9 protein-coding genes are annotated in these 21,636 nt (G+C 42.8%); 1 reads left to right on the top strand and 8 read right to left on the bottom strand.

Features of this window, described 5'->3' with window-relative positions; translation table 11 throughout:
• Positions 1-106: 106 nt before the first annotated feature.
• From J4N24_RS15445 to J4N24_RS15425, 5 genes are all read right to left on the bottom strand, one after another.
• A complete protein-coding gene (locus J4N24_RS15445; protein WP_207534598.1) occupies positions 107-2,041 on the bottom strand; it encodes a RagB/SusD family nutrient uptake outer membrane protein in 1,935 nt (644 codons plus the stop codon).
• Positions 2,042-2,052: 11 nt separating this feature from the next.
• Positions 2,053-5,340, bottom strand: a complete 3,288-nt coding sequence (locus tag J4N24_RS15440) for a SusC/RagA family TonB-linked outer membrane protein (protein ID WP_207534597.1) — start codon at positions 5,338-5,340, stop codon at positions 2,053-2,055.
• 25 nt (positions 5,341-5,365) lie between these two features.
• On the bottom strand, positions 5,366-6,928 hold the full coding sequence (locus J4N24_RS15435) for a family 43 glycosylhydrolase (protein ID WP_207534596.1): 1,563 nt from the start codon (positions 6,926-6,928) through the stop codon (positions 5,366-5,368).
• A gap of 234 nt (positions 6,929-7,162) precedes the next feature.
• Entirely contained in the window at positions 7,163-8,269 is a 1,107-nt protein-coding gene (locus J4N24_RS15430) for a glycoside hydrolase family 88/105 protein (protein WP_207534595.1), read from the bottom strand.
• Between the two features lie 58 nt (positions 8,270-8,327).
• The gene (locus tag J4N24_RS15425) at positions 8,328-11,300 is read right to left on the bottom strand and encodes a glycosyl hydrolase 115 family protein (protein ID WP_207534594.1); all 2,973 of its coding nucleotides are present in this window, start codon (positions 11,298-11,300) and stop codon (positions 8,328-8,330) included.
• A gap of 249 nt (positions 11,301-11,549) precedes the next feature.
• Here J4N24_RS15425 and ccsB point away from each other — a divergent pair, with 249 nt between their 5' ends.
• The gene (gene ccsB / locus J4N24_RS15420) at positions 11,550-14,897 is read left to right on the top strand and encodes a c-type cytochrome biogenesis protein CcsB (protein WP_242691650.1); all 3,348 of its coding nucleotides are present in this window, start codon (positions 11,550-11,552) and stop codon (positions 14,895-14,897) included.
• A gap of 198 nt (positions 14,898-15,095) precedes the next feature.
• On the opposite strand, the gene J4N24_RS15415 is transcribed toward ccsB, so the two are convergent.
• From J4N24_RS15415 to J4N24_RS15405, 3 genes are all read right to left on the bottom strand, one after another.
• Positions 15,096-16,037, bottom strand: coding sequence for a hypothetical protein (locus tag J4N24_RS15415; RefSeq protein ID WP_207534593.1), 942 nt, complete (start codon positions 16,035-16,037; stop codon positions 15,096-15,098).
• Between the two features lie 291 nt (positions 16,038-16,328).
• A complete protein-coding gene (locus J4N24_RS15410) occupies positions 16,329-18,107 on the bottom strand; it encodes a RagB/SusD family nutrient uptake outer membrane protein (protein ID WP_207534592.1) in 1,779 nt (592 codons plus the stop codon).
• A 100-nt stretch (positions 18,108-18,207) separates the two neighbouring features.
• Positions 18,208-21,438, bottom strand: a complete 3,231-nt coding sequence (locus tag J4N24_RS15405) for a SusC/RagA family TonB-linked outer membrane protein (protein WP_207534591.1) — start codon at positions 21,436-21,438, stop codon at positions 18,208-18,210.
• Positions 21,439-21,636 lie beyond the last annotated feature (198 nt).

Raw genomic sequence — 21,636 nt, 5'->3', positions numbered from 1 at the left:
AAAGTAAGCGATTGGCCACAGGAGAATCGATTCATACCTTTCTCGATTCGTATCAATTAAAGCTGCGCTTAATTCACATAACCGCAGCTTCAAGTATCAGTCAATCTCAATTTTGTCCCTCATCCGTCACTGCTTCTTGCCATGTCTCCCACATAGGAATACTAGCATCATAACCAGTATACCCTGGATTTTGACTAAGGCGGGCTCCGCCATTAGCGTCGATCTCCCCCTGCGGTACCGGCCAGTTAATATTATGTGGAGCCATTGTGTAAGAACGGTTTCTTACAGTTACTTTTCCTTTATTATAGAAATCACTGTAATGCTGAATCCTTTGAAACCAGTAGCTATTCTGATCCAGATTATTAACATTATATACATTTCCCCACTCATCGGCCTTCCCACTTAAAGCAAGACAATAAGATACTCTGCTCATCTCGGTAAAACGCCATTCCTCCATATGAAGCTCCCTGGCCCTCTCACTCATAATATCACCGATATTAACAGTGGTATATACCTGGTTACACTTTGCTCTTCTTCTCACAATGTTCACATCCTCAGTAGCTCCCCCAATATCTCCCTTATAAAATTTTGCCTCAGCCCGCAACAGGTAAGTTTCTGCAAGTCGGTAAAAATACCAGTCGCCAGCCCCTCCCCTGTGATCCGCATTATTTACATTACGTGTGGCCACAGGGTCTTCGATATAATATTTATAGTGCGGATAGCCGAACCAGTTACGGATAGTATCTGTAGATAAGAGTTTACCACCAGTACCAATCAGACGAAGATTTTCACCAAAATTCTTACTTGAGGGGTCGTTGTACTTCAGTGACTCCATTGTAACCCAATTGCCTACTGCAGTGCTATGGCGCAAATCACCCTGATCATCAACTCCGTTCAAGTACCAAACCCCTTTTTGAGCATAGTAAGTTGGCCGGATAACTCCAATACCACGGCCTAAGGCCCTGTTATAATCATACTGTGCACGGTAATTTGCATTCGAACGTGCGTAAAATCTCACAGCTTGCTTTCCATCAGGAGTCGTCGTGGCTGCGTTATCAAGCATTGGCCCCCAATTTCGTATTGCTTCCAACTTAATAGCCATGTCGGTTTCATTCCGGTTAATCATCACCAGGATACCTTCTTTGTTGGCATTTATTGCCTTATTTTCTGGTCGGTGCAAATCCCATATAACATTACGTGTAACCGGCCATACTTCAGAATATGGACTAATAAAGTTCCCGAAAGTATTGGTCATAAGGGAATACCCGGATTGGTTGATCAGGGTATCAGCTTGTGCTATCGCTTTGTCCCATTGTCCGGTAGCCAGATAACACTTTATCAGCAGCTGACGGCATGCACCTTTGTTCACCATACCGGTAAGGCTCATTTGTGCCTGGTTAGGAACCCATTGAACCGCCTTTTCCATATCCTGGGTTAACATCTCCAATATTGCCGAACGTTTTGTACTCCGATAATTAGTTTTTGGAGTTTCCAGGATCTTAGTGATTAGAGGGACATCTTTGAAATGAAAACAAAGGGACATGTAACGGATTGCACGATGGAAAAGTGCTCGCCCCTCGTAAGCTTTTATTTCGGCAGGCGTCAAACCCTTAACCCTGTTAGCATACGTTAAGATCGTATTGGCATACTTTATCCCATTATAGGTTTCATCCCAAAAGAAAGGCATCCGCTCAGGCATTGTGGTTGGAGTTACCCGGGTGGCGATATCGGCAAGGATATTACCATCATCAGTCTTTCCTGCAACGGCGACATCTGTAAACATATACTCCGTGCTCATTGGGCGACCGAGATCTGTGGTGGTATTAGTAAAGGTCCAATAAGATCGCAGGTGACGGTCGCATATGGCCATTTGTGCATCCAAACCGCTTTGAGTGCTAAAGGTTGCATCAGGCTCAAAGAAAGAAAGAGGTTCCGGCTTCAGAAAATCCTCCTTACATCCGGAATGTCCCAAGGCAAGCAGAATTACCGCCAAAACTGATTTTGATGCCTTGCTAATTGTCTTGTTAAAGTTCTTTTTCATCGTTCTGTTAGCTAAAAGGTTAGACTCATTCCGAAGGTGTATATTCTTGGCGCTATTGTACCTGTTTCTATATCCCAGTATTCCCAGTTTTTATCCTTGTTCCATACGGCAACATTCCTTACCGTACCATAGACTCTTAGCCGCTCAACACCATGGCTGGCAAGTAACCTGGACGGCAAGTTGTACCCGAGACTTACATTTTCCAGGCGAATAAAAGAGCGGTCGTAAATCCTGCTCGGAGTATTCACACCGGAAGGTCCCTTCGCATCTAACCTACCGTAGAAGTTGCTTGGATTTTCTGGTGTCCAGTAATTTCTCTCATAGGTATTCCACAGATAAGTTACCTCCGACCCTCCGTTCGTTTGGTTCAGGTAATTGGAGTTACGGCTCTTATGGCCCCAGTAGGAATACATGTTAAAGGATAAGCTCAAGTTTTTCCAGGTGAAGTCATTTCTCAGTGACCACATGATCGGAGCATTTTCCTGTCCCAGGAACTCCTTATCGCTGTTGTTATAAACTGGCGAAATACTTCCATCTGCGTTAACCTTGTCGTCAGCAGTATAAAGATTAGCAACCTTAGGGTCTCCCGGTCGTTGACCATATTTTTTGGCTTCCTCTACCTCATTCGCTTGCCAGATTCCTGTTACACGATAATCCCATATTGAATTGATAGGCTGTCCGATAAACCAGCTGTTTGATATATCATCCCGCTCTTTCGTCCCAACTACGTTTCCATTTGCATCCAGGACATTATCATAGATGTAATAAAGGTTTTTGATCGTGTTTTTGTATTTAGAATAACCCAAGGTAGAATTCCAGGTAAATGAATTACTTCGAATATTTTGAGAATTTATAGATATTTCAAATCCACGGTTTTCAACCTTTCCCAGGTTGGTGGTGATACTGGCAAAGCCAGTAAAATCAGGTAAGTTGCGACTCATAATCATATCCACCGTTGGGGTGATGTAGTAATCGAAAGACCCTGTTATCCGGTCCCTTAAAAACCCAAAATCTAGTCCTGTATTGAAAGCTTCGGTCTTCTCCCAAGCCAGTCCAGGGCTCGCAAGCCTATCCATATACAAATATCTGTACTGTATCAGGTTCCCACTTGCGTCAACATACCCCATCGTTCCCCCGGCACCCGCACCAAGGTTGGCTAAGGCAATATAAACATTATCGAGCTGCCTGTTACCATTCTGCCCCCAGCTCACTCTTAATTTACCATTACTCATTGATGACCACTTAAAGAACTTCTCATTGCTGAATGTCCATGCAAGGCCCGCGGAGAAAAATGTAGCCCTCGGATTTGAAGATCCAAATGCTGAATATCCATCACGACGAACCGAGGTAGTAAGCATATAGCGGCCATCATAGGAATAGAACAAGCGGCCTAACAATCCATCAGCTGTCTCTTTTATATCATCACTGTCGTAAAGACTTTTGTTCTTATCACCATAAAAGGTTTCGTGATAGCCCAATGCATCACTAGGAAGAATATTGCGGGCTTCTATTCTGTCCCTCCATCTTTGTCTTTGTTCAGCTTCCTGCACTAGAGTGACATTAAAGTGGTGTTTTTTTGCGAAGGTATGCTCCCAATTAAGAGTATTATTTAGTGACCATTCGAAGCGTTCTGTAGCTTCCCTGTTAACCAATCCATTTGTTCCCCTCCAGGCAGGATGGCTGGCAGACTCCCAGTAGCGATCATGGAAGAACTGGAAACGTGGAGAACCATTGAAGGAATATGTGATATTGAAAGGAAGCTTGACTTTGGCTGTCAGGATAGTATTGAAAGTTGTGAATCCTTTGTCCAGATCGCGATAGTCAATATCAAAATCATAGTTATATCCACGGTTAACAGTAACAGCCTCACCCATAGGGTATACCACTAGATTTCCATCTGCATCTCTGTAGCTGGCGAATGGGGAGTTCGAACGCATCTGCCTGTCAAAATCTACAGCCAGATCTCCATCAGTCCGGTGTTGAAAATTAATATTGGCACCGATATCCAGCCATTTATTTACTTTGCCGTCTACTTTTAAATTGGAGCGTATCGCCTTATAATCGTTACCTACTGTAACCCCTTCATTGGAAAGATAACCAAGAGACATGTAATAACTTGTCCTGTCACTTGCACCGGAAACACTCAAGTTATGATCTTGATTGAATCCCCTTCTGAAGCTGTGATTGTACCAATCAAAAGTTTGGCCCCCTAGAAAGTTGGTTAAAGTGGTTCCCTGCAATAATAAGCGCTTTGCCCAGATTTCATTATCAGATGCACCAGCCTCGTTATTTGTATAAGCTTTCCATTGGTCTAAAGTAAGTCCGTATCTAGACAGGTTAGCTTCAGTAGGCCGGTCAAAGTATCCTGGCAATATTTTACTTTGTGAAGCTGAAGAAGCTGTACGGTAAGCCTCATAATTACCGGTTGCCGTGTTTACACCATAGGTATCTGCCAGGTACCAGTCATTCCGGTACTTCATATAGCCTTCCGGATCAAAAACATTGCGATCCACCCCCATTGTTACCGCGCCAACATTGGAAGTAGCACTAAACTTTGGTTTTCCCTTCTTTCCCTTTTTTGTCGTGATGATCAGCACACCATTAGCAGATTTAGCTCCGTAAACGGCAGCAGCCGAAGCGTCTTTCAATACATCGATCTGTTCAATATCGTCAGGATTAATCTCGGATAACTCGCCATAAAAAATTGTTCCATCCAGTACAAGAAGAGGGTCATTATGCCCCCCTGCAGTGTATACTGATCGTTGGCCGCGGATCCTGATCGTACCTCCTCCTTTTGCACCAGGATCCAATCCTACTGTAACACCAGGAGTTCCACGAAGAATATCCTGAGTAGTGTTAGGATTCTGATCGGCGATTTTATCGGGTCTGATCTGCGTTATGGCACCGGTAAGATCTTTCTTCCTCATGGTGCCGTAACCTACCACGACCACCTCATTTAAGGTTTTATTGCTTTGAGTAAGTTTAACCTGAATTTCATTTCTGTCACCAATTGCGACAGTTTGGGTTTCGTAGCCTATATAGGAGAAGTTGAGCGTTGCAGTTGCGGGGACCGCAAGGGTAAATGTTCCTTTAAGGTCTGTACTAGTCCCGATTTTACTGTTATCAACTTTAACTACTACACCTATCAACGCTTCGCCGGTAGTGGCATCCATTACGGTTCCTCTTATTGTCCTGTTTTGTGCTAAAACTGCGAACTGTCCAAGGAAAAAGCACAGAACAAATAGCAGCCCTTCCGAAACCCGCATTCGTTTAGAACTTAAGTAATTATATAACATCATCTTACAATTGATTTCTTATTAAAATTTATTCGCCTACCGGTACTTGCATACTCACTCCCTGCCCGATCGCGGTTCCAAAATTGGGAGATCCGTCTGCGTTCCATGTTAGCTTTTGCATTCTTGGCGTTCTTGGGCCCGAGGTATTAGGGGCACTGCGAGCATGGTAGATAAACCAGTTTTCTTTATGCGTTACCTTGTCGGGGTCCGTAAAGCTGCTGGTAAAGAATCCGTTATGTCCGGGTCCATATACAGCATTAGCTTCACTTTTTACAAAAACCTGCTTTTTATTGATCCAATCATCCGTATTTAATGGATTCCCTCCATCTTTCAGCTGGATTTGCGCCAGGCAATAATTATCGCTGCTGTAGCGACTTGCAGAATATATAATAAATACAGGGCTTTCTTCATCTTTCTGGAGCATGATGGGCGCTTCGTTCACACCTAAACCGATTGAATTTGGCTCGTGCTTTTCCCAGGTTTCTGTAGGAGCAGATATTCTTACACGGTTGCTATTAATAGTCCATGGGTTAGACATGGAAGCGAGATAAATATATTGTTTGTACCTGGTTCTTACACTTTCCCAACCTGACCACACGAAGTAGTGATTGGAGCCGATTGTTAGCACTGTTCCATCAATAGCCCACTGATCAGAAGGATCTGAAATTTTCCCCTTAAAGGTCCAGGTACCCGTGGTAGGGTCAGCATTGCTGTTTTCAAGGACATACATCCTGTGGGTATCCCCCTGTCCGTCGTTAGCTGCAAAATATAAATACCACTTACCCTCAAGGAAATGCAGCTCTGGAGCCCAGATGTTTTTTGAGTAAGCAGTACCCGCAGGAGGGGTCCACACTACCACCTCTCTAGCCGTATTGACAAGCGACATCCATTTTGTCTTTCTGAGCCCTAACCGGTCACCTCTGGTATACATAAAATAATAAGAGCCATCCTTTTCAGCAACATAGGGATCGGCCCTGCTAACATCTATAAGCGGGTTCTGATAGTAGAGATTATGAAAATTGAATACATCTTGCTTGCCAGTTACTGAAACATTCTGCCTTATCTTACTCCCCGCAACATTATTATCAGGATCCAGGACCATTTTCATCCCGGTTCCCTTGTTGGTAAGCGTAAAAAGGTTATTACTACCAGTATAAGTTATCTTCCATAAATGAGCGTCAGAGTGCTTTTCCTTGCCTTGTTGAAGTATAGCGCCGGCAATTGAAGATGGAGATTCAAGTAACCGGTTACTGTGTGCATTTTTCAACTGATAGTAGTTTGAATCAGCCTTAATTAGTTGCCATTTTTGAGCATTATTAGGAAACCACGTCCATTGATGGACCATAGCATTTTCACCTTTGGATTTTCCTGCTACTTCAACTACCGGCCCTCCCTCTATTGATGCTAAACCACGGATCCTGTAAATACCACTGTCTACTAAAGTTCCGAGAGGAGCTGAGCTGAGGGTAGCACCAGGTTCCAGTGGAACGTCAGGTTGCCCGGTGCCCGGGAAATCTGCGGGCCCCTTCTGGCAGGCAGAAGCTATAAAAAATATAGCCGCCATCAGTTTAAAAATTGGTAGTCTTTTCATAAAATAAATTTATTTGCAATAGATCCGGGAAATCAGGGTATCTGTCGCAAGGTTTTACGATTTAATTGGTATTGCTCAAAATAAAAGGATTCCTCAGCTATAATCCACTCATCCTTTTGTCGATACGTCTCAAGATTTCCATTAAGGTGACTTTATAATTGAGATCATTTAAGGATAAGGAAACCTTATTTGAGAAAAAATCATCTGACCATTTAAAAACTTCAGCGTCTATCCTTATTTTTCCAGGAGAGCATAAGTACACCAGAGATAAGGTGACTGCCCATGATAATCTCCCACATGCCTCGGACGGTCATAGTAATACTGTTTGTCGTTTTTCTTGTTCGTACCCACGCAAACCTCCGTTACGTCACCTTTCTCATTGATATAAGGTATTAAAGCCATCCAGGCTTTCCTTGCTACCGGTGCATACACCTTTTCGTCAAGCCATCCTTGCTTGACGCCTGAAATCAGGGCGTAGGTGAACATTGCCGATCCTGAAGTCTCTGCCCAGCAGTCAGGGTCGTCTATTAACTGATTCCACATACCCTTCGGTGTCTGGTAGTTCTTCAAACTTTCCATCATTGTCCTGTATCCTTCTAGTATTCTTGGGCGATCTGCATTGTCTTTTGGAAGGTTTCGCAGTAATACAGCCATACCTGCCGCCATCCAGCCATTCCCCCTTCCCCAATAGAAGGGCACATCAGGGGCATGATAAAAAAGGCCGTTTGGACGCTGCAATGAATCCAGATACATAACCATCTCTTTCGCAGCCCTATTGATATATTTTTTATCTCCAGTTACTTTGTAAGCCTGGGACTGAACGATGGTGATCATATACATATCATCTATCCACAAGCGGGTTTGCCAGGAATAGCCTTTATCGGCCCATGCCTTTTCCTTTGCATTTGCATTTTCTGGCAAGATCCACTGAGTATCAGCGTAAGGTTTTGCCAGGTTAAAATAACGGTCGTCTTTGGTTACACGGTAAAGTTCAAAAGGCAAACTTCCAAACATATTCAAATCCACATGATTCTTGGGAGGTAAAAATTTGCTTTCTGAAGAAAATAAAGGTTCAAACCTGTCCTGCAACTTTTGTACAAGCTCCTTGTCTTTCGTGAATGCAGCGAATTTAAGGGCACCGGTCCAATTAAAAGTTTCGGGGTAGCTGATCCATTTACCAGCATGTAGCATGTGCTTTCCATCCAGGAAACGATAGGCTAACCGGTTTCCTACCTCTTCTGGTGTATAGCCCTTGGGAAAATTCTTTAAAAGCTTCTTTTGAGCAAATGAAAGCTGCACAGTTAAAAGCAGCATTAACGCAAGTATCCTTCGCTTTATCATAAATGTTTAGTTTAAATCAGATTTATATTGTTTTATCATCAAGTTGTCTGGGTGGTTCCTATTTCCCTTCCTCCCCGGATTTCGTTACCGGCGGCCCCAAGTACGATCTTTTCATACCTCCAAAATCAAGTACTATTTTTGAAATGATCAGTCCCGGGTCTCCACAAAGGATCTTCAAGGTATGCTTGCCAGGTTTATTGATATGAAGCACAGATTTCTTAATAGCAGCGTTCCTCAGCACGTTTTCAGACCATACCTGAGAATACTCAATAGCAGAAGTAGAAGGTTGGGAAACAGCACCATCATTGATGCATACTCCATACCTCGTTTCTCCGGCTGCAGTTTCATGACCGAGAGGCCTGTCTGTACTAAGTGGAAAAGTAGGCAAGGCATAAGTGTATACATCTACTGAACCTGCATCGAAGGTGTAAAAATCGTATTCAAGACAAGGAACTGTACTGCTTGCCGGGTTCTGGAAAGCTGCAACCGGATCGCCGAGCTGAACAGAAGCGCCTTCGTAACCAAGTCCCGGAATGACTTTCATCTTTATATCGTTGTTTTCTACTTTTCGATGAAAGCCAGCTGCATTTATCGAGATATAGCCATTATCTTCTATAAATAACCCTTTGGTTTCAGCCAGAGATGGTGACACAGGGTTAAATACTGAAATCAGCACCTGCTCTTCTTTACCTGCAGCGCTGATGGTGATCGAACCAGCCACTTTCTCTCCGCATGGTATTTTGTTCCAGTCAACGGCGATCGCTATTCTCTCTTGTGTGCTTGTTGTACCACTACTTTTGCTGGTTATTATCCAACTATCGGAGATTTTTATATTCCAGTTAAGCGATCCTTTTCCGCTGTTATAAATGTCGACATAGGATGAATGCCTGTTATAAGTACTAAACGACGGCAGAGCATGAAAGCTTGATTTACCTTTCAGCACGTCTTCTCCCTCTGCAAATACATTCAATTGTGGCGATCCTTCTAACTTGATAGAATCTAAATGCGGCAATTCAAAATAGGAAGCAGTAACTCCCTGAACCATAGACATCATATGATTCCATTTACCGTCTAATAGCGAGTTGTATCCCTTGGTGATCACCTGTAAGCTATCGTAATAAACTTTTACCTGGCTTTTCAGATCATTAGTAGCGCTTCTTTGCTGGCGCGCGTACCAACGATTCTTCTGAGCATTCAAATGCATCTTATTCATTAGTTCAGCGCCCTTCACGGGGTAGTAGAGCAACTGATAAAAAGACGCTTTCTGATCATCCTGAAGCTTATTCATCAAATCCTCCGCGGCGGATCCAATACGATCATATTCTTTTAATCTTGATTCTGCTTCCTGATAATTTGCAAATGAAAAGTCGGTATCCGTAGTGCGTTCTCTGCCATTCTTATTCGTGTTCCATTCATATCCCCATCCCATGGCTTCTGGTTTCCGGGAAAAGGCCAGATGATAATATGATTTAGTAATATCTAGCAATGGTTTATAGTACTGTTCGCCGAAGATCTTGCTCAACCAAGTTGCATGATATCCCGCAATCATATTATAGTCGAACTTGCTTATATCGTAAGCCATATCCATAAATAAGGAGAATGGAAATTCGCATGATTTTATATCACCTACATTAAGGAGCCAAAGACGATCGGCAGAAGTATCATAGGCCTTGCGCAGCTCTTCGTACATCAGGGCTGGTGGAGTCGAGCTTAGCCACAGGTAATCATGAGGTTTTCCAAGATAGGATACATGGTAGTAAACACCTGAGCGACCAGAGCGTTTCCTTTCAGCCGAATTACTCAAGCGTTTTATATAACCATAATTATCGTCGGGCCACACTATCGTTACATCTTCCGGCAACTCAAGTCCATTAGAATAAATATCCAGAACCTCCTTATATGGAGTAAATGCCTGCGGTATTTGGTTTGCAGGTTTACCAATAACGTCTGTAAGAATTTGTCGCTGGTCACTAAGGGCATTACTAAGTACCTTCACCCTGTCTTGTATGGAACTGTTTACAGACATTGCCTTGTCATGAATGCCCCGTAAAGCCAGGGTATAAACATTTTCATAAGCTCCGTTATTTCTCACCCGCTCCTTCAGCACCTTATTTATACCTTCCTTGTTTGTAAGGTAATCCCATTCACCCATGGTCTTCTTATCCCATTCACTGGCGTTATTAAATAAGAGTGGCTCTGCATGAACCGATCCCATAACGATAGCGAAACTATCGGCAAGAAGCTTATTCTCCGGAATCTTATTGAAAGCAGTACTGGCTTCGTGCATAGCAGGACATAGGTAATTAGCCTTAAGACGGAGAAGAAGCTCAAATACCTTGGCATATGTTTTGGGGCCGATATTGCCTTGCTTTACATCATACGTCCTCTTTGCCCAGCGCAGCAAGCCCCAGTCTTCATCGTTTACATATATTCCCCGGTATTTCACAGAGGGTTCATGTGAAACAATTGTCTTTATGGTAAGACTAATTTCTGATCTTTTCACCACCGGAGCATCTGCCCACCAATACCATGGAGATACTCCGATAGCCTCAGAAATAGAAAAAACCCCAAAAGCTGTCCCCCGTCTATCGCTGCCTGCTATTACCAGAGCTCTTTTGACGCCAGGCGCGGGATTTTGAACAAGCTGAATAAGGTACGACTCCCATTTACCTTTCAAGCCGCTGCTTTGTATCTTTCCTTCACGCGCCCATTTATCGATCAATCTATTACTTCCAAGGGTGCCTATTATAACACTGTTCTCTGACAGTTTTATTTCAGCTGAAGACACAGTAGGGAGCTTTCCACTTACGTTGCGAATATCCTCTGCAAACAGCCTGGTAATTCTTTTAACTACTTCGTGATCCTGCTGATCGTAATAAAGTGAAGCAGAATTACGGGCACCAATTAAGGAGAAATCACTCCGGCTTACCTTACCTGTTGCCAGCCGCACCTGTGCACTGGCCTGCATAATGAGACCTGTAAAAAGTATACCTAATATTATCTTTAAAGAAATGGAATGAAAACGGCTCATTTTGAAAAACTGGTTATCTAACTCTCAGACTTCAAAATAAGCTAACCCAATTCACAATCCGGCTTCAACCTTTTGTCGATTTGTATCAGATTATCTACGGCTATACATAAAACAAGATTCAATCTCTGCAATTTTCACGCGAGTATCATTCCAATATCATAGCAGTATCTTTTTTTATAATACTTAGAAATTGACCTTTGAAAATAGCTAATATCGTCCCTTTTCTGGGGCGGCAAAAACTCACACTAAATGATTTCCAAAAGCATTAACATTCTGTTCTCTACCCGAACGATGGGTACTCTGCTACTTTTTTATGCATTCTCGATGGCGCTGGCGACTTTTGTCGAGAACGACTATGGAACGGCAGTCGCAAAGCAATTAATTTATAATTGCTGGTGGTTCGAACTTGTCATGGTATTGCTGATCTTAAATTTTGTTGGCAATATTAAAAGGTATCAATTACTCTCTGTTAAGAAACTCCCTCTCCTGGTATTTCACCTGGCCTTCATAATAATCTTTATTGGAGGATTTATTACCCGTTATATCAGTTTTGAAGGCACAATGCATATCCGTGAAGGTAACGCCAGCAATGAAGTCGTATCCGAGGCTACGTTCTTCAAGGTGCAAATTGGTTTAAATGAACATGCCCTCGCTTACGATGATGTGCCTGTAATCCTACTTTCAAACCGTATCCCCTGGTATCTAAAGCCTTTCCATAAGTCTTTTGTATCTGAATACGACTACAAAGGGTCAAGGGTTAAAATGAGGGTGGTAGATTTTTACCCCCGTGCACAAGACTCGCTTGTTCTTAACCCATCAGGCACCCCAACCCTTCACCTGGTGGTACTGGAAAACGGCAAAAGGGTTAACAAGTATATTCCATCCGGAAGCGTCAAGCTTATACAGGATATGATCATCAGCTATAATAAACCGACACCTGGTGCGATTAATATTGCTGAGGGAGTATCAGGCTACACCATATCCTCCCCATCTCAAGGTAGTTATATGATCATGGCTACCCAGGAAAGAAAGGCAGTAGTTGCTGGTGATAAACTGCAGGATTTTCATCTTCGAAGTCTTTATCAATTCGGCAACCTTGCTTTTGTAGTTCCCCAGCCGGCAAAGCCAGGTACTATTATTTATTTCGAAGGTGATAAGCGGGCTAATGAGCACGACCTGGACTTTCTACGAGTTGAGGTTACTACACCAAAAGCTATCGATACTGTTTCTTTCTACGGAGGCAGGGGTATGACGGACTTTCAGTCTCAAAGCGAGATCGGTGGACTTCCTATTTCAATGGCCTATGGATCCAGAGTATACCTTGCGCCATTTTTCCTGAAGTTAACAGATTTTAAGATGGAAAAGTATCCCGGAAGCAACAGCCCTGCAGCTTATTCGTCTGATATATTAATCCAGAATGGACAGACTGATCGTCCATATAAAATATTTATGAACCATGTATTGGACGAACAGGGCTACCGTTTTTTCCAGTCTAGTTACGATCCTGATGAACTGGGAACAATACTGTCTGTAAATCATGATTTTTGGGGAACCAGGATCACTTACATCGGGTATGCCCTTCTGTTCATAGGTCTTTTTGTAACACTGTTCTGGAAGGGGTCGCATTTTTACAAGCTAGGTCAACAGCTAAAGGATTTATCAAGGTCAAAAGCAACGTTAGTGCTATTACTATTCCTGCCTTTCGCTGGCCAAAGCCAGGAGATAGATATGCATGGGAAAGAGCCAGGCCAGCATGACCATAGCCAACACGATCATAGCGATCACGACCACAGTCAGCATAACCATGCTCCTGCAGAGGATAGCTCATCGAGGGCTGCTGCTGCTGAAGCACCTGACCATGATCACGCTGCTGCGATCCAGCAGCTGTTGGCTGGCCAAATGCTTGACGCCAAAACCTTTGCCAATTCTGTCCTTATTGATAAGGTCCATGCAGATAATTTTGGTAGATTATTGGTACAAAATATTGATGGTCGTATAGAGCCGGTCAACACTATGGCCCTGGAAATCCTTCGCCGGCTTTACCAGAAAGACAACTTCTATAATCTAAGTGCTAACCAATTCTTTTTATCTATGTCCGCCCGTCCTTTCGATTGGGTAAATGTCCCACTGATTAGGGTGGGCACTAAAGGAGGTCCCGGATTATCGGAAACTGTAGAAGCTAATAAAGAAGGATATACCAGCATGGTGAATCTTCTTGCTCAAACTGCTGATGGAGGCGTAGATTTTAAGCTTAAGGATGAATATCTAAAATCCTTCGCAAAGAAACCCTCCGAACAGAATGGATATGATAAAGATATCATTGATCTGAACGACAAGCTACAGGTAATGCAGCAGCTACTCAATGGGCAGTATTTGAGGGTATTTCCTGTTGCCGGAGATAAAAACAATACATGGAGTGCACCTCAGGCACCTGTGGCAAATACCCCTGCTCAAAAAAATGAAGCTGTCGATTACATGATCAGCGTTAACAATGCAATCGAAGCCGGGAATTGGAATGAGGCAAACCAGAAACTTACAGCGCTTAAACAAATACAGCTTCAACTAGGCAAAGATATTATACCATCAGCTGCGAAAGTCGAGATGGAAGTTCGTTACAATTCCTGGAACATCTTTCTGAAGCTGATGATCGCTTACGCCCTGCTCGGAACCGTGATCCTTGCTCTTGCCTTTGGAAGGCTCTTTAGTGATTCCACCGCTTTGTCCAAAGCAGTTAAGTTTCTCCTTATAATAATAAGCATAGCGGCCTTCTTACAGATGTTCGGTCTTGGAGTGCGATGGTATATTTCAGGTCATGAGCCATGGAGTAATGGTTACGAGGCGGTAATGTTTATCAGCTGGATTGGAGTTATGTCGGGATTGCTGCTTTATAGGAATAGTAATGCTTTCATACCTGCAGCTGGATGTCTGATTGCCGTTATCCTAATGGGTTTCGCTCATGGAGGATCACAAATGAATCCGCAGATCACCCCGCTAGTTCCCGTACTTAAATCCTACTGGTTAATGGTGCACGTGGCAATTATTACCTCCAGCTATGGCTTTTTTGGACTAAGTGCTTTGCTAGGTACGGTAGTGCTGGTACTCTATATTATCGACCACAAAAAGATCGCGAAAAAGGTAGCTTCTTCTGTTTTGGAGCTTACGATCGTGAATGAAATGTCACTAACTGTTGGTATATTCCTTCTAACAGTTGGAACTTTCCTAGGAGGGATATGGGCCAATGAAAGTTGGGGTCGTTACTGGAGCTGGGATCCAAAGGAAACCTGGGCTTTCATCTCGGTGATTGTTTACGCCTTCGTGCTGCATATACGCCTTATACCAGGTATGCGTGGAAAATATCTCTTTAACCTGCTCTCGCTGCTGGCCTTTTCGGTAATCATCATGACCTACTTTGGAGTGAACTATTATCTTACAGGCCTGCATTCCTATGCACAGGGTGACCCTGTTCCAATTCCATCATGGGTATACATCACTGTATCCATTGTAGCTATTCTGGCTATTGTGTCCTATCAACGATATAAAAACAAGCCAGTAATTGTTCAAAAAACTGTAGCACCTTTGAAGTCCAAGAGAAAATAAAAACCGCTTGAAGTATACTATTTGATCCAGGTATTCGTATAATATATAATTGTGATAAGGTTTAGGTTGCCCTGCTGCTCTCATAGCTTCAGGGCTTTTTTGTGCTCCCACTTATCGTATATCTTATACCGAACAGTTAGTATTTTTTGAATCACTGGCCCCTAGGTGCTTAAGTGCTTCAACACATTCATTTCAATTTTATATCTTGAAATCACCTATAGGCAGTTCTTCATCTATATCAGGCATTGCAGGTCTTTTTTGCACTGGGTCTTTTACCTTTTTATCCTGCTTTGCCCAAATATCTTCGAATTTTCTTTGAATTTCCACACCTGAGTAGCTCAATGGATACATTTTAACGTCTCCAACAACAGCCTTTTCTTTTTCGAGTCGATTTGTCATTTCTGGTTCTTCTTGTTCTGGTGCTTGCCATCCGCCTATAATTGCCCCGGGACTCCAGGTTTTGCTATTAAGTCGGGTGTATCCATCAAAGGTGTCCCAATTATAAGCATGAACAAACATTCCAAGTAAAACGAGGCGACCTGGAGGTAGCGACTCAAGAACCTCTATTTCAGCACCTTCAAATCCTTTCCCGTAATTAATTTTGATCTCTTTGCTGCTTAAATAACTTGCCAGAGAAGTCTTAAAGTTGAAAGATACGGCCATCAAACGAATTACATAATAACCTTTTGCTGGTCCGCGAAGCTCATTTTCTGTAAAAGCCGGAAGCTTGACGACTATCCTTCCTTCTTCGGTTGTTCTAACCTGTGGATTCACCCTCAGGCACTCATCCAAAGGAGAATTTTTGTTAAACTGGAAGCCCGAGAACATATTAGGATCTCCGTCATGTATATTCCTTTCCCCTCTTCGCTTATGAATAGCGGCACGAATACTTTTTAAGGTAGTGGTAGTAAGACGGTTAGCCATAGCTCCGTCATTCGCTTTATACCCAGGAAGAAAGACCGCACGGATGCTTGCCGCTGTGGTAGCAGCCAATCCGAACTCTAAGCCAGCTTCCTTACTAGCAAGGGTTTGCTTCACTTTTGCAGGTTTTATCTGCGCAATCTGCATACCCCTGTACTCCCGGTATAAAATATTATCTACTGGTCCGTGCAAAACTCCTTTTTTATCAACTATTGCCATAAGTATTAAATGTTAGGGTGAAAGAATTATTAAGCAATATAGGCGATGTTGTTTTAAGAAAAAATGTTTCAAATCACAATTTAAATTTAACCAGGTTATCCCATGATTATTCCCCCCATTCATATGAACCTTAGCTCGTCCTGTCCAATAAGCCTGATAAGTCCACATTTATGCAGAATAATGTGGACTCATCAGGCATTTAAGGGGGAGGAAAGATGCAGACATATGAAAGCTGGGGATAAGAGGGGGTTATTCGAATCAGATCACTTATCCCTTACTTTTTGGCAGGCTTTATTGCCATCCCGTATTCTGTCCTAACTGAGGATTCTTCTGATAGTCATTTTGAGGTATAGGATAATAATACATCTTATCCTCCCACTTCCTCGGGATCTCGTTCATCCAGATCAGCTCTCCTGAGCTTCCGTTTTTTAATAACTGCGAGTTAGTTTTCCCACCTACTGTAGCTGAAACATCCACATAGGTCACCCCTGAAACGGCAGGCGTAGGCTTAGTACCTTGATAGAAGGCTACATCTTGTATTCCATCTTCGTTTAGGTCCATCGGGGTATTAAGTGAGGGCACATAAAACCCGTTCCATTCCTGCTCCATTAATTGTCCTCTCTTCCACCTCAGAAGGTCGCTGAAACGGAAGCCTTCCAAACTTAACTCTATGCCTCTTTCACGACGGATTTCTAGAATAGAGGGATCTGTTATCCCCGGAAAGTAATTCGTAGTAAGGTAAGGATCTGCTACTGTAGGTTTGGTACTTAGTCCTCCTGTGATCCCTGCTCTTGCACGAAGCACTCCGATTGTGGCAGCCCAGTCAGCGTCGGTCAGCGTACCCAACTCTGCTTTAGCCTCCGCATAATTTAATAAAACCTCGGCATAGCGGAATAATGGAATAGCATTGGTATTTAAAGCCCCTGCATCGTAATACATGTCGTCCAATGTGTATTTGATAGGCTGATAACCGGTAAAAGTATACGAAAAAACAGGAGGTGCAGGTACTTGCACGCCTCCACTGATCCTCTTGTAGTCGCCGGAACGAATGGTCTGCTTCAGCCTTAGGTCTCTATTTTTCACCTCATCCTTAAACAACATAGTTCTGTAAGAAGGGTCGTTTGTAAATGGCGTACCATCGAGCTTTAAATAGGTATTAATAAAAGTGCGTATAAAACTCGCTTTCGCTCCGTAAGTACCGCTGGTCCACCACCAATTAGCATCATTAAGCACACCCAGATTAAGATCACTCACCGAGGCCTGAAGTACTTCACCGACTACGGGCGAATTACTCGTGAATACCTGGCGGTAAGATAGGCCGGGGCCCCCTGCTGTATTGATTGAATATCCTCCTTTGTCCATAACTTCTTTGGCGGATGATATTGCATTGTTCAACCACAGGTCAGCCGTAGATTGAAGATTTAGTTCGGTATGATATTTCCGGAATGTGCCCTCGAATAAACATACTCGGGATTTAAAAGCGTAAGCCACGTACTTGGTAACCGTAGTTCTTGAAGCATCATTTGTGGCTTTAATATTAGCACATGCAAAGTCGATGTCTGCCAGTACAGAATCCATAACCAGCTGCCTGGAATCGCGACCGGCATATAAAGCTGGATCATCCACAGCCAAAGGCTTTCCGATCCAAGGCACATTGCCAAAGCGCTTCACTTTCTCAAAATAAAAGTAAGCCCTGAAATAACGCGCTAAACCAATATAATTATTGCGAACGTCTGCAGGAACTGCTGGATCATTACAATTGGCGATAAAATAATTAATATTCCTCAGATCCGTCCATGTCCATCCTGAGCTTAATACAGAAGAAAAAGCTCCGGGCTGAAGAAAGGTTTCTACTGATTTAACAGCTAGGTAATCAGACATGGCATCACGTCCGATTGAATTCCGTGGCAGAAACTCCATGGAATAGAAGGAATTGGTATATAATTTCAGTCCATTTTCAGTGCCAAAAACTGCCGCTTTTGTAGCTGAAGACTCAGGTTCCTGGTCTAACTCCTCGCAAGCTGCGAAAAGCATTCCGAATAACATCAACCAGATATATTGTATTTTCATTAGAGTGATTATTAAGTTGTTATTATCAATAAGGGAATTAAAATCCTTTGCTGACTTTTCATATATTAAGATGATCTGACAAAAAGCCAAAGTAGGACAACTAGAAACCAAAGTTCAGGCCCGCAGAAAAGCTCTGCATCATCGGGTAATTATAACCATCGCCATTTGTACTATTTGGATTAATAACCTGATCTGCTGGAACGGCGTTCTCAACATCAATCGTCTTCACAATTTTATACAAAGGGGAATAAGTAAACAGGTTCTCACCTGAGATGTAGACTCTGGCCGTGCGGGCACCGATCTTTGAGATCAACCTTTTTGGTAAGTTATATCCCACCTGGATGTTCTTCATCCTTAGATAAGCAACATTCTGTAAGTAACGGGTTTGAGCTACACCAAGAGTTCTGTTGGTGTTACTGGATGCTGCCCGCGACATCGTTCTTGGAAAGTATGCGTTTGGATTTTCAGGTGTCCACATGTTTCCAACATGGAATGTAGGGATGTTATTATAAGGTCTGTTATATTGACCCCAGAACATCTCTGTTTCTGTGCTTGGGTACCATTGCTGCTTCCCAACTCCCTGAAAGAAGGCAGAGAAAGAGAAGTTACTCCAGTCTCCTCCCAAGCTTATTCCATATTGATATCGCGGGGACGAATTACCAATAATTCTTCTATCGCCAGGGTTATTGACACTATTTGTTCCAACATTGATAAAGCCGTCATTGTTAAGGTCACGCAGTTTTATGTCTCCGGGGTACCAGATATTAGTAGGTGATGCTCGCATCTGCGGACTTTGTTTAGCGTGAGCATCAATATCGGCCTGGTCTATAAAAAAGCCCTCTGTTTCATATCCCCAGATCTCTCCCAATGTCTGACCTTCGTAATAATCGTTCAGCAACTTATCAGGATTATTATACCTGGTAATTTTAGTTTTATTGTCGGCAAGAGTTAATCTAACGTTATAATTGAATGGTTTAGATTTTCCCCCGATCTTATCCCTCCAGGTTAGAGATAATTCCCATCCCTTTGTCTGTAGATCTGCATAATTACCTTTGGGTACAGTATTTCCGAAAGTGGCCGGAGCTGATAAGCCAACCGTAAACATGTCTGTTGTATTACGAATGTAGGCATCGCCGTTAAATGTTAAACGATCCGAAAACATTCCTAAATCAAGACCTATGTTGCTGGTTGTAGAAGTTTCCCAGGTGATTCCTTCAGGTTGAACTGCTGGCTGACCAGTTGTTTGTGGCTTGGTACCATTCAGTATAACCGTTGACTGAACAATTTTGAAAAGTTCCTGATAGGCATAAGACGCAATATTACCATTACCCAAAGATCCATAAGAAGCGCGGAGTTTCAAGTCGGTAATTAGCTTCTGAGAAACAGGCCAGAACGGCTCACGATTAATTCTCCATCCTGCGGATACAGAGGGAAAGAATCCGAAGCGCTGATCTTCAGGAAATTTAGATGAACCATCGTAACGAGCATTTACCTCGAACAAATACCTGTCGCTGAAGGAATAATTTAAGCGGGAAAACCCTCCTAAAATTGCCCACTTCTCATACCCGCCTCCGGTGGTTATCGCCTGGCCAAGCGCCAGGTTTAAATCTGAAGCATTGTCGAATATAATACCGTTTCTCTGCGTAAGAAGGCCATTTAAGGTTGATTCCTCGTAATTGTAACCGGCCATAAACTTCAGGTAGTGCTTGTTTCTAAAAGTATTTTCATATTCCCCATAAATGTTGGTAGCCAAATACCTGGTTTCCCTTTTAGAAAAAAGAAGGTCGTTGGTGGTTGTACCTACGTAGGCAGTTTGTCCAGTAGTTGTGCTGTATGGTACCTGCACTCTCCGACGGTTTACATCTCCATCAGTATTCCTGAAGGTAAAATCAGCATTTACCCTAAATTTATTATCAAAAAACTTTGCCCTAAGTCCCGTGATATTCCTGAAAACCTTTCTGGTAGTATCGATACCGTTCTTTCCATAAAAGAAATCTCCGACTGTGTATGCTGCAGTAAAGGTCAGGGAGCCGTCAGGATTGAACAATGGAACAGTGGGATGTCCCTCATCGGCTATATTTCTCCATATACCTCCTCCTTCACCTACGTTAATCGGATTATGGTACTTCATCACAGAATAATCAGCATTGTTCTCAACAGCTAACCATGGGAATAATTCAACCGTGCCCCTGGCTCTGATGTTCTGCATACTGTAATCATCAGTATTGTACCTGAATAAACCGTCCTGGTTAAGAAAGCGGCCTGAAACGAGGAAAGAAGCTTTTTCGCCACTTCCGCTAACCGAAATGTTGTTTTCAACTGCAGCGGTATTTTTTTTGTACAAGTGTCCATACCAATCGGTACTTCCGTAATAGGTATATTCTCCAGTTGTAGGATTTACCTCCACCTCATTGTAAGGTTGCCCCGACTCGGCTCTTCGTTTAAACTCGTCTAAATAAGCCTGAGAGAACTTTTGTGTTTTGTTCGCGTTTTGTGGAAAAGCGCCGTCCCCATTCACAAAAGCTTCAGCAAACATTTTGGACCAGAGATATCCATCGGTGACAAAATCAGGAGTTTGCAGAGGTTGCTTTACAGCATAATTAGATGAGAAAGAGACGCTGGTACGTCCTTTTTGAGGTTTTTTAGTAGTGATAAGAACGACTCCAAAAGCTCCCCTAGCCCCATAAACTGCAGCAGAAGCTGCATCCTTAAGTACTGAGATTGACTCAACATCATTGGGGTTTAGCAAGCTCGGATCTCCTTCAAAACCATCGATTAAAACCAGGGCGCTTCCTCCCTGTCCGATTGAGGTGGTTCCGCGTATATTAAAATTAGGTGCCTGGGTAGGCTTGCCATCCATCATTTTGATATTCAGGTTAGGAATTAATCCCTGGATTCCCTGGGTAAGGTTAGGAACGGGCCGGTTTTGTAATGCCTGACCGGTAATATTATCTACTGCCCCGGTTAGATTCGCCTTCTTCTGTACACCATACCCCACCACCACAACTTCACTTAATGCTTTCGTATCAGGTTCGAGACGAACATTGAAAATCGTTTTAGCATTTACAGGTACTTCAATGGTGTGAAAGCCGATGAAGGCAAACACAAGAGTACCATTATCCTGAACGTTATTAAGTACAAACTTTCCGTTAGCATCTGTACTTGTGTTTATTTTTGTTCCTTTTAGTGATACACTTACCCCTGGCAGGGCTTCATTTTTATCATCGCTTACTGTGCCGCTTATAGATCGTAGCTGGGCAGAAACTCCCTGATAGAGGAGCAGGAAAAGAGCTGAGATAAAAAATTTAATTGTAGAACTTTTGAATTTCATTAGCTTCTCGATTTGCTCGCAAAGCTATTCCGGTTAGTTAAAGCAAAGGTTAAAGAATAGTCGACTTTACATTAAACTTTACAAGGATCATCGCTAAGACTTAACACAATACCAATAAATGAAATTTTTCCTCGTCAATTTCACAATTCGATCATAATTTCCCAGATAGTTAATTTAGAGAAAACCGTTTAAAAGCTG

It is taken from the genome of Desertivirga arenae (assembly GCF_017355785.1).
GTDB lineage: Bacteria > Bacteroidota > Bacteroidia > Sphingobacteriales > Sphingobacteriaceae > Desertivirga > Desertivirga arenae.
The sequence above is the reverse complement of the archived record's forward strand: the minus strand, read 5'-3'. Positions and strand labels throughout refer to the sequence as shown.

Excerpts from the sequence above, each read along its gene's own strand:
- J4N24_RS15445 (WP_207534598.1), bottom strand. The coding sequence starts at position 2,041 with ATGAAAAAGAACTTTAACAAGACAATTAGCAAGGCATCAAAATCAGTT.
- J4N24_RS15440 (WP_207534597.1), bottom strand. The coding sequence starts at position 5,340 with ATGATGTTATATAATTACTTAAGTTCTAAACGAATGCGGGTTTCGGAA.
- J4N24_RS15435 (WP_207534596.1), bottom strand. The coding sequence starts at position 6,928 with ATGAAAAGACTACCAATTTTTAAACTGATGGCGGCTATATTTTTTATA.
- J4N24_RS15430 (WP_207534595.1), bottom strand. The coding sequence starts at position 8,269 with ATGATAAAGCGAAGGATACTTGCGTTAATGCTGCTTTTAACTGTGCAG.
- J4N24_RS15425 (WP_207534594.1), bottom strand. The coding sequence starts at position 11,300 with ATGAGCCGTTTTCATTCCATTTCTTTAAAGATAATATTAGGTATACTT.
- ccsB (WP_242691650.1), top strand. The coding sequence starts at position 11,550 with ATGATTTCCAAAAGCATTAACATTCTGTTCTCTACCCGAACGATGGGT.
- J4N24_RS15415 (WP_207534593.1), bottom strand. The coding sequence starts at position 16,037 with ATGGCAATAGTTGATAAAAAAGGAGTTTTGCACGGACCAGTAGATAAT.
- J4N24_RS15410 (WP_207534592.1), bottom strand. The coding sequence starts at position 18,107 with ATGAAAATACAATATATCTGGTTGATGTTATTCGGAATGCTTTTCGCA.
- J4N24_RS15405 (WP_207534591.1), bottom strand. The coding sequence starts at position 21,438 with ATGAAATTCAAAAGTTCTACAATTAAATTTTTTATCTCAGCTCTTTTC.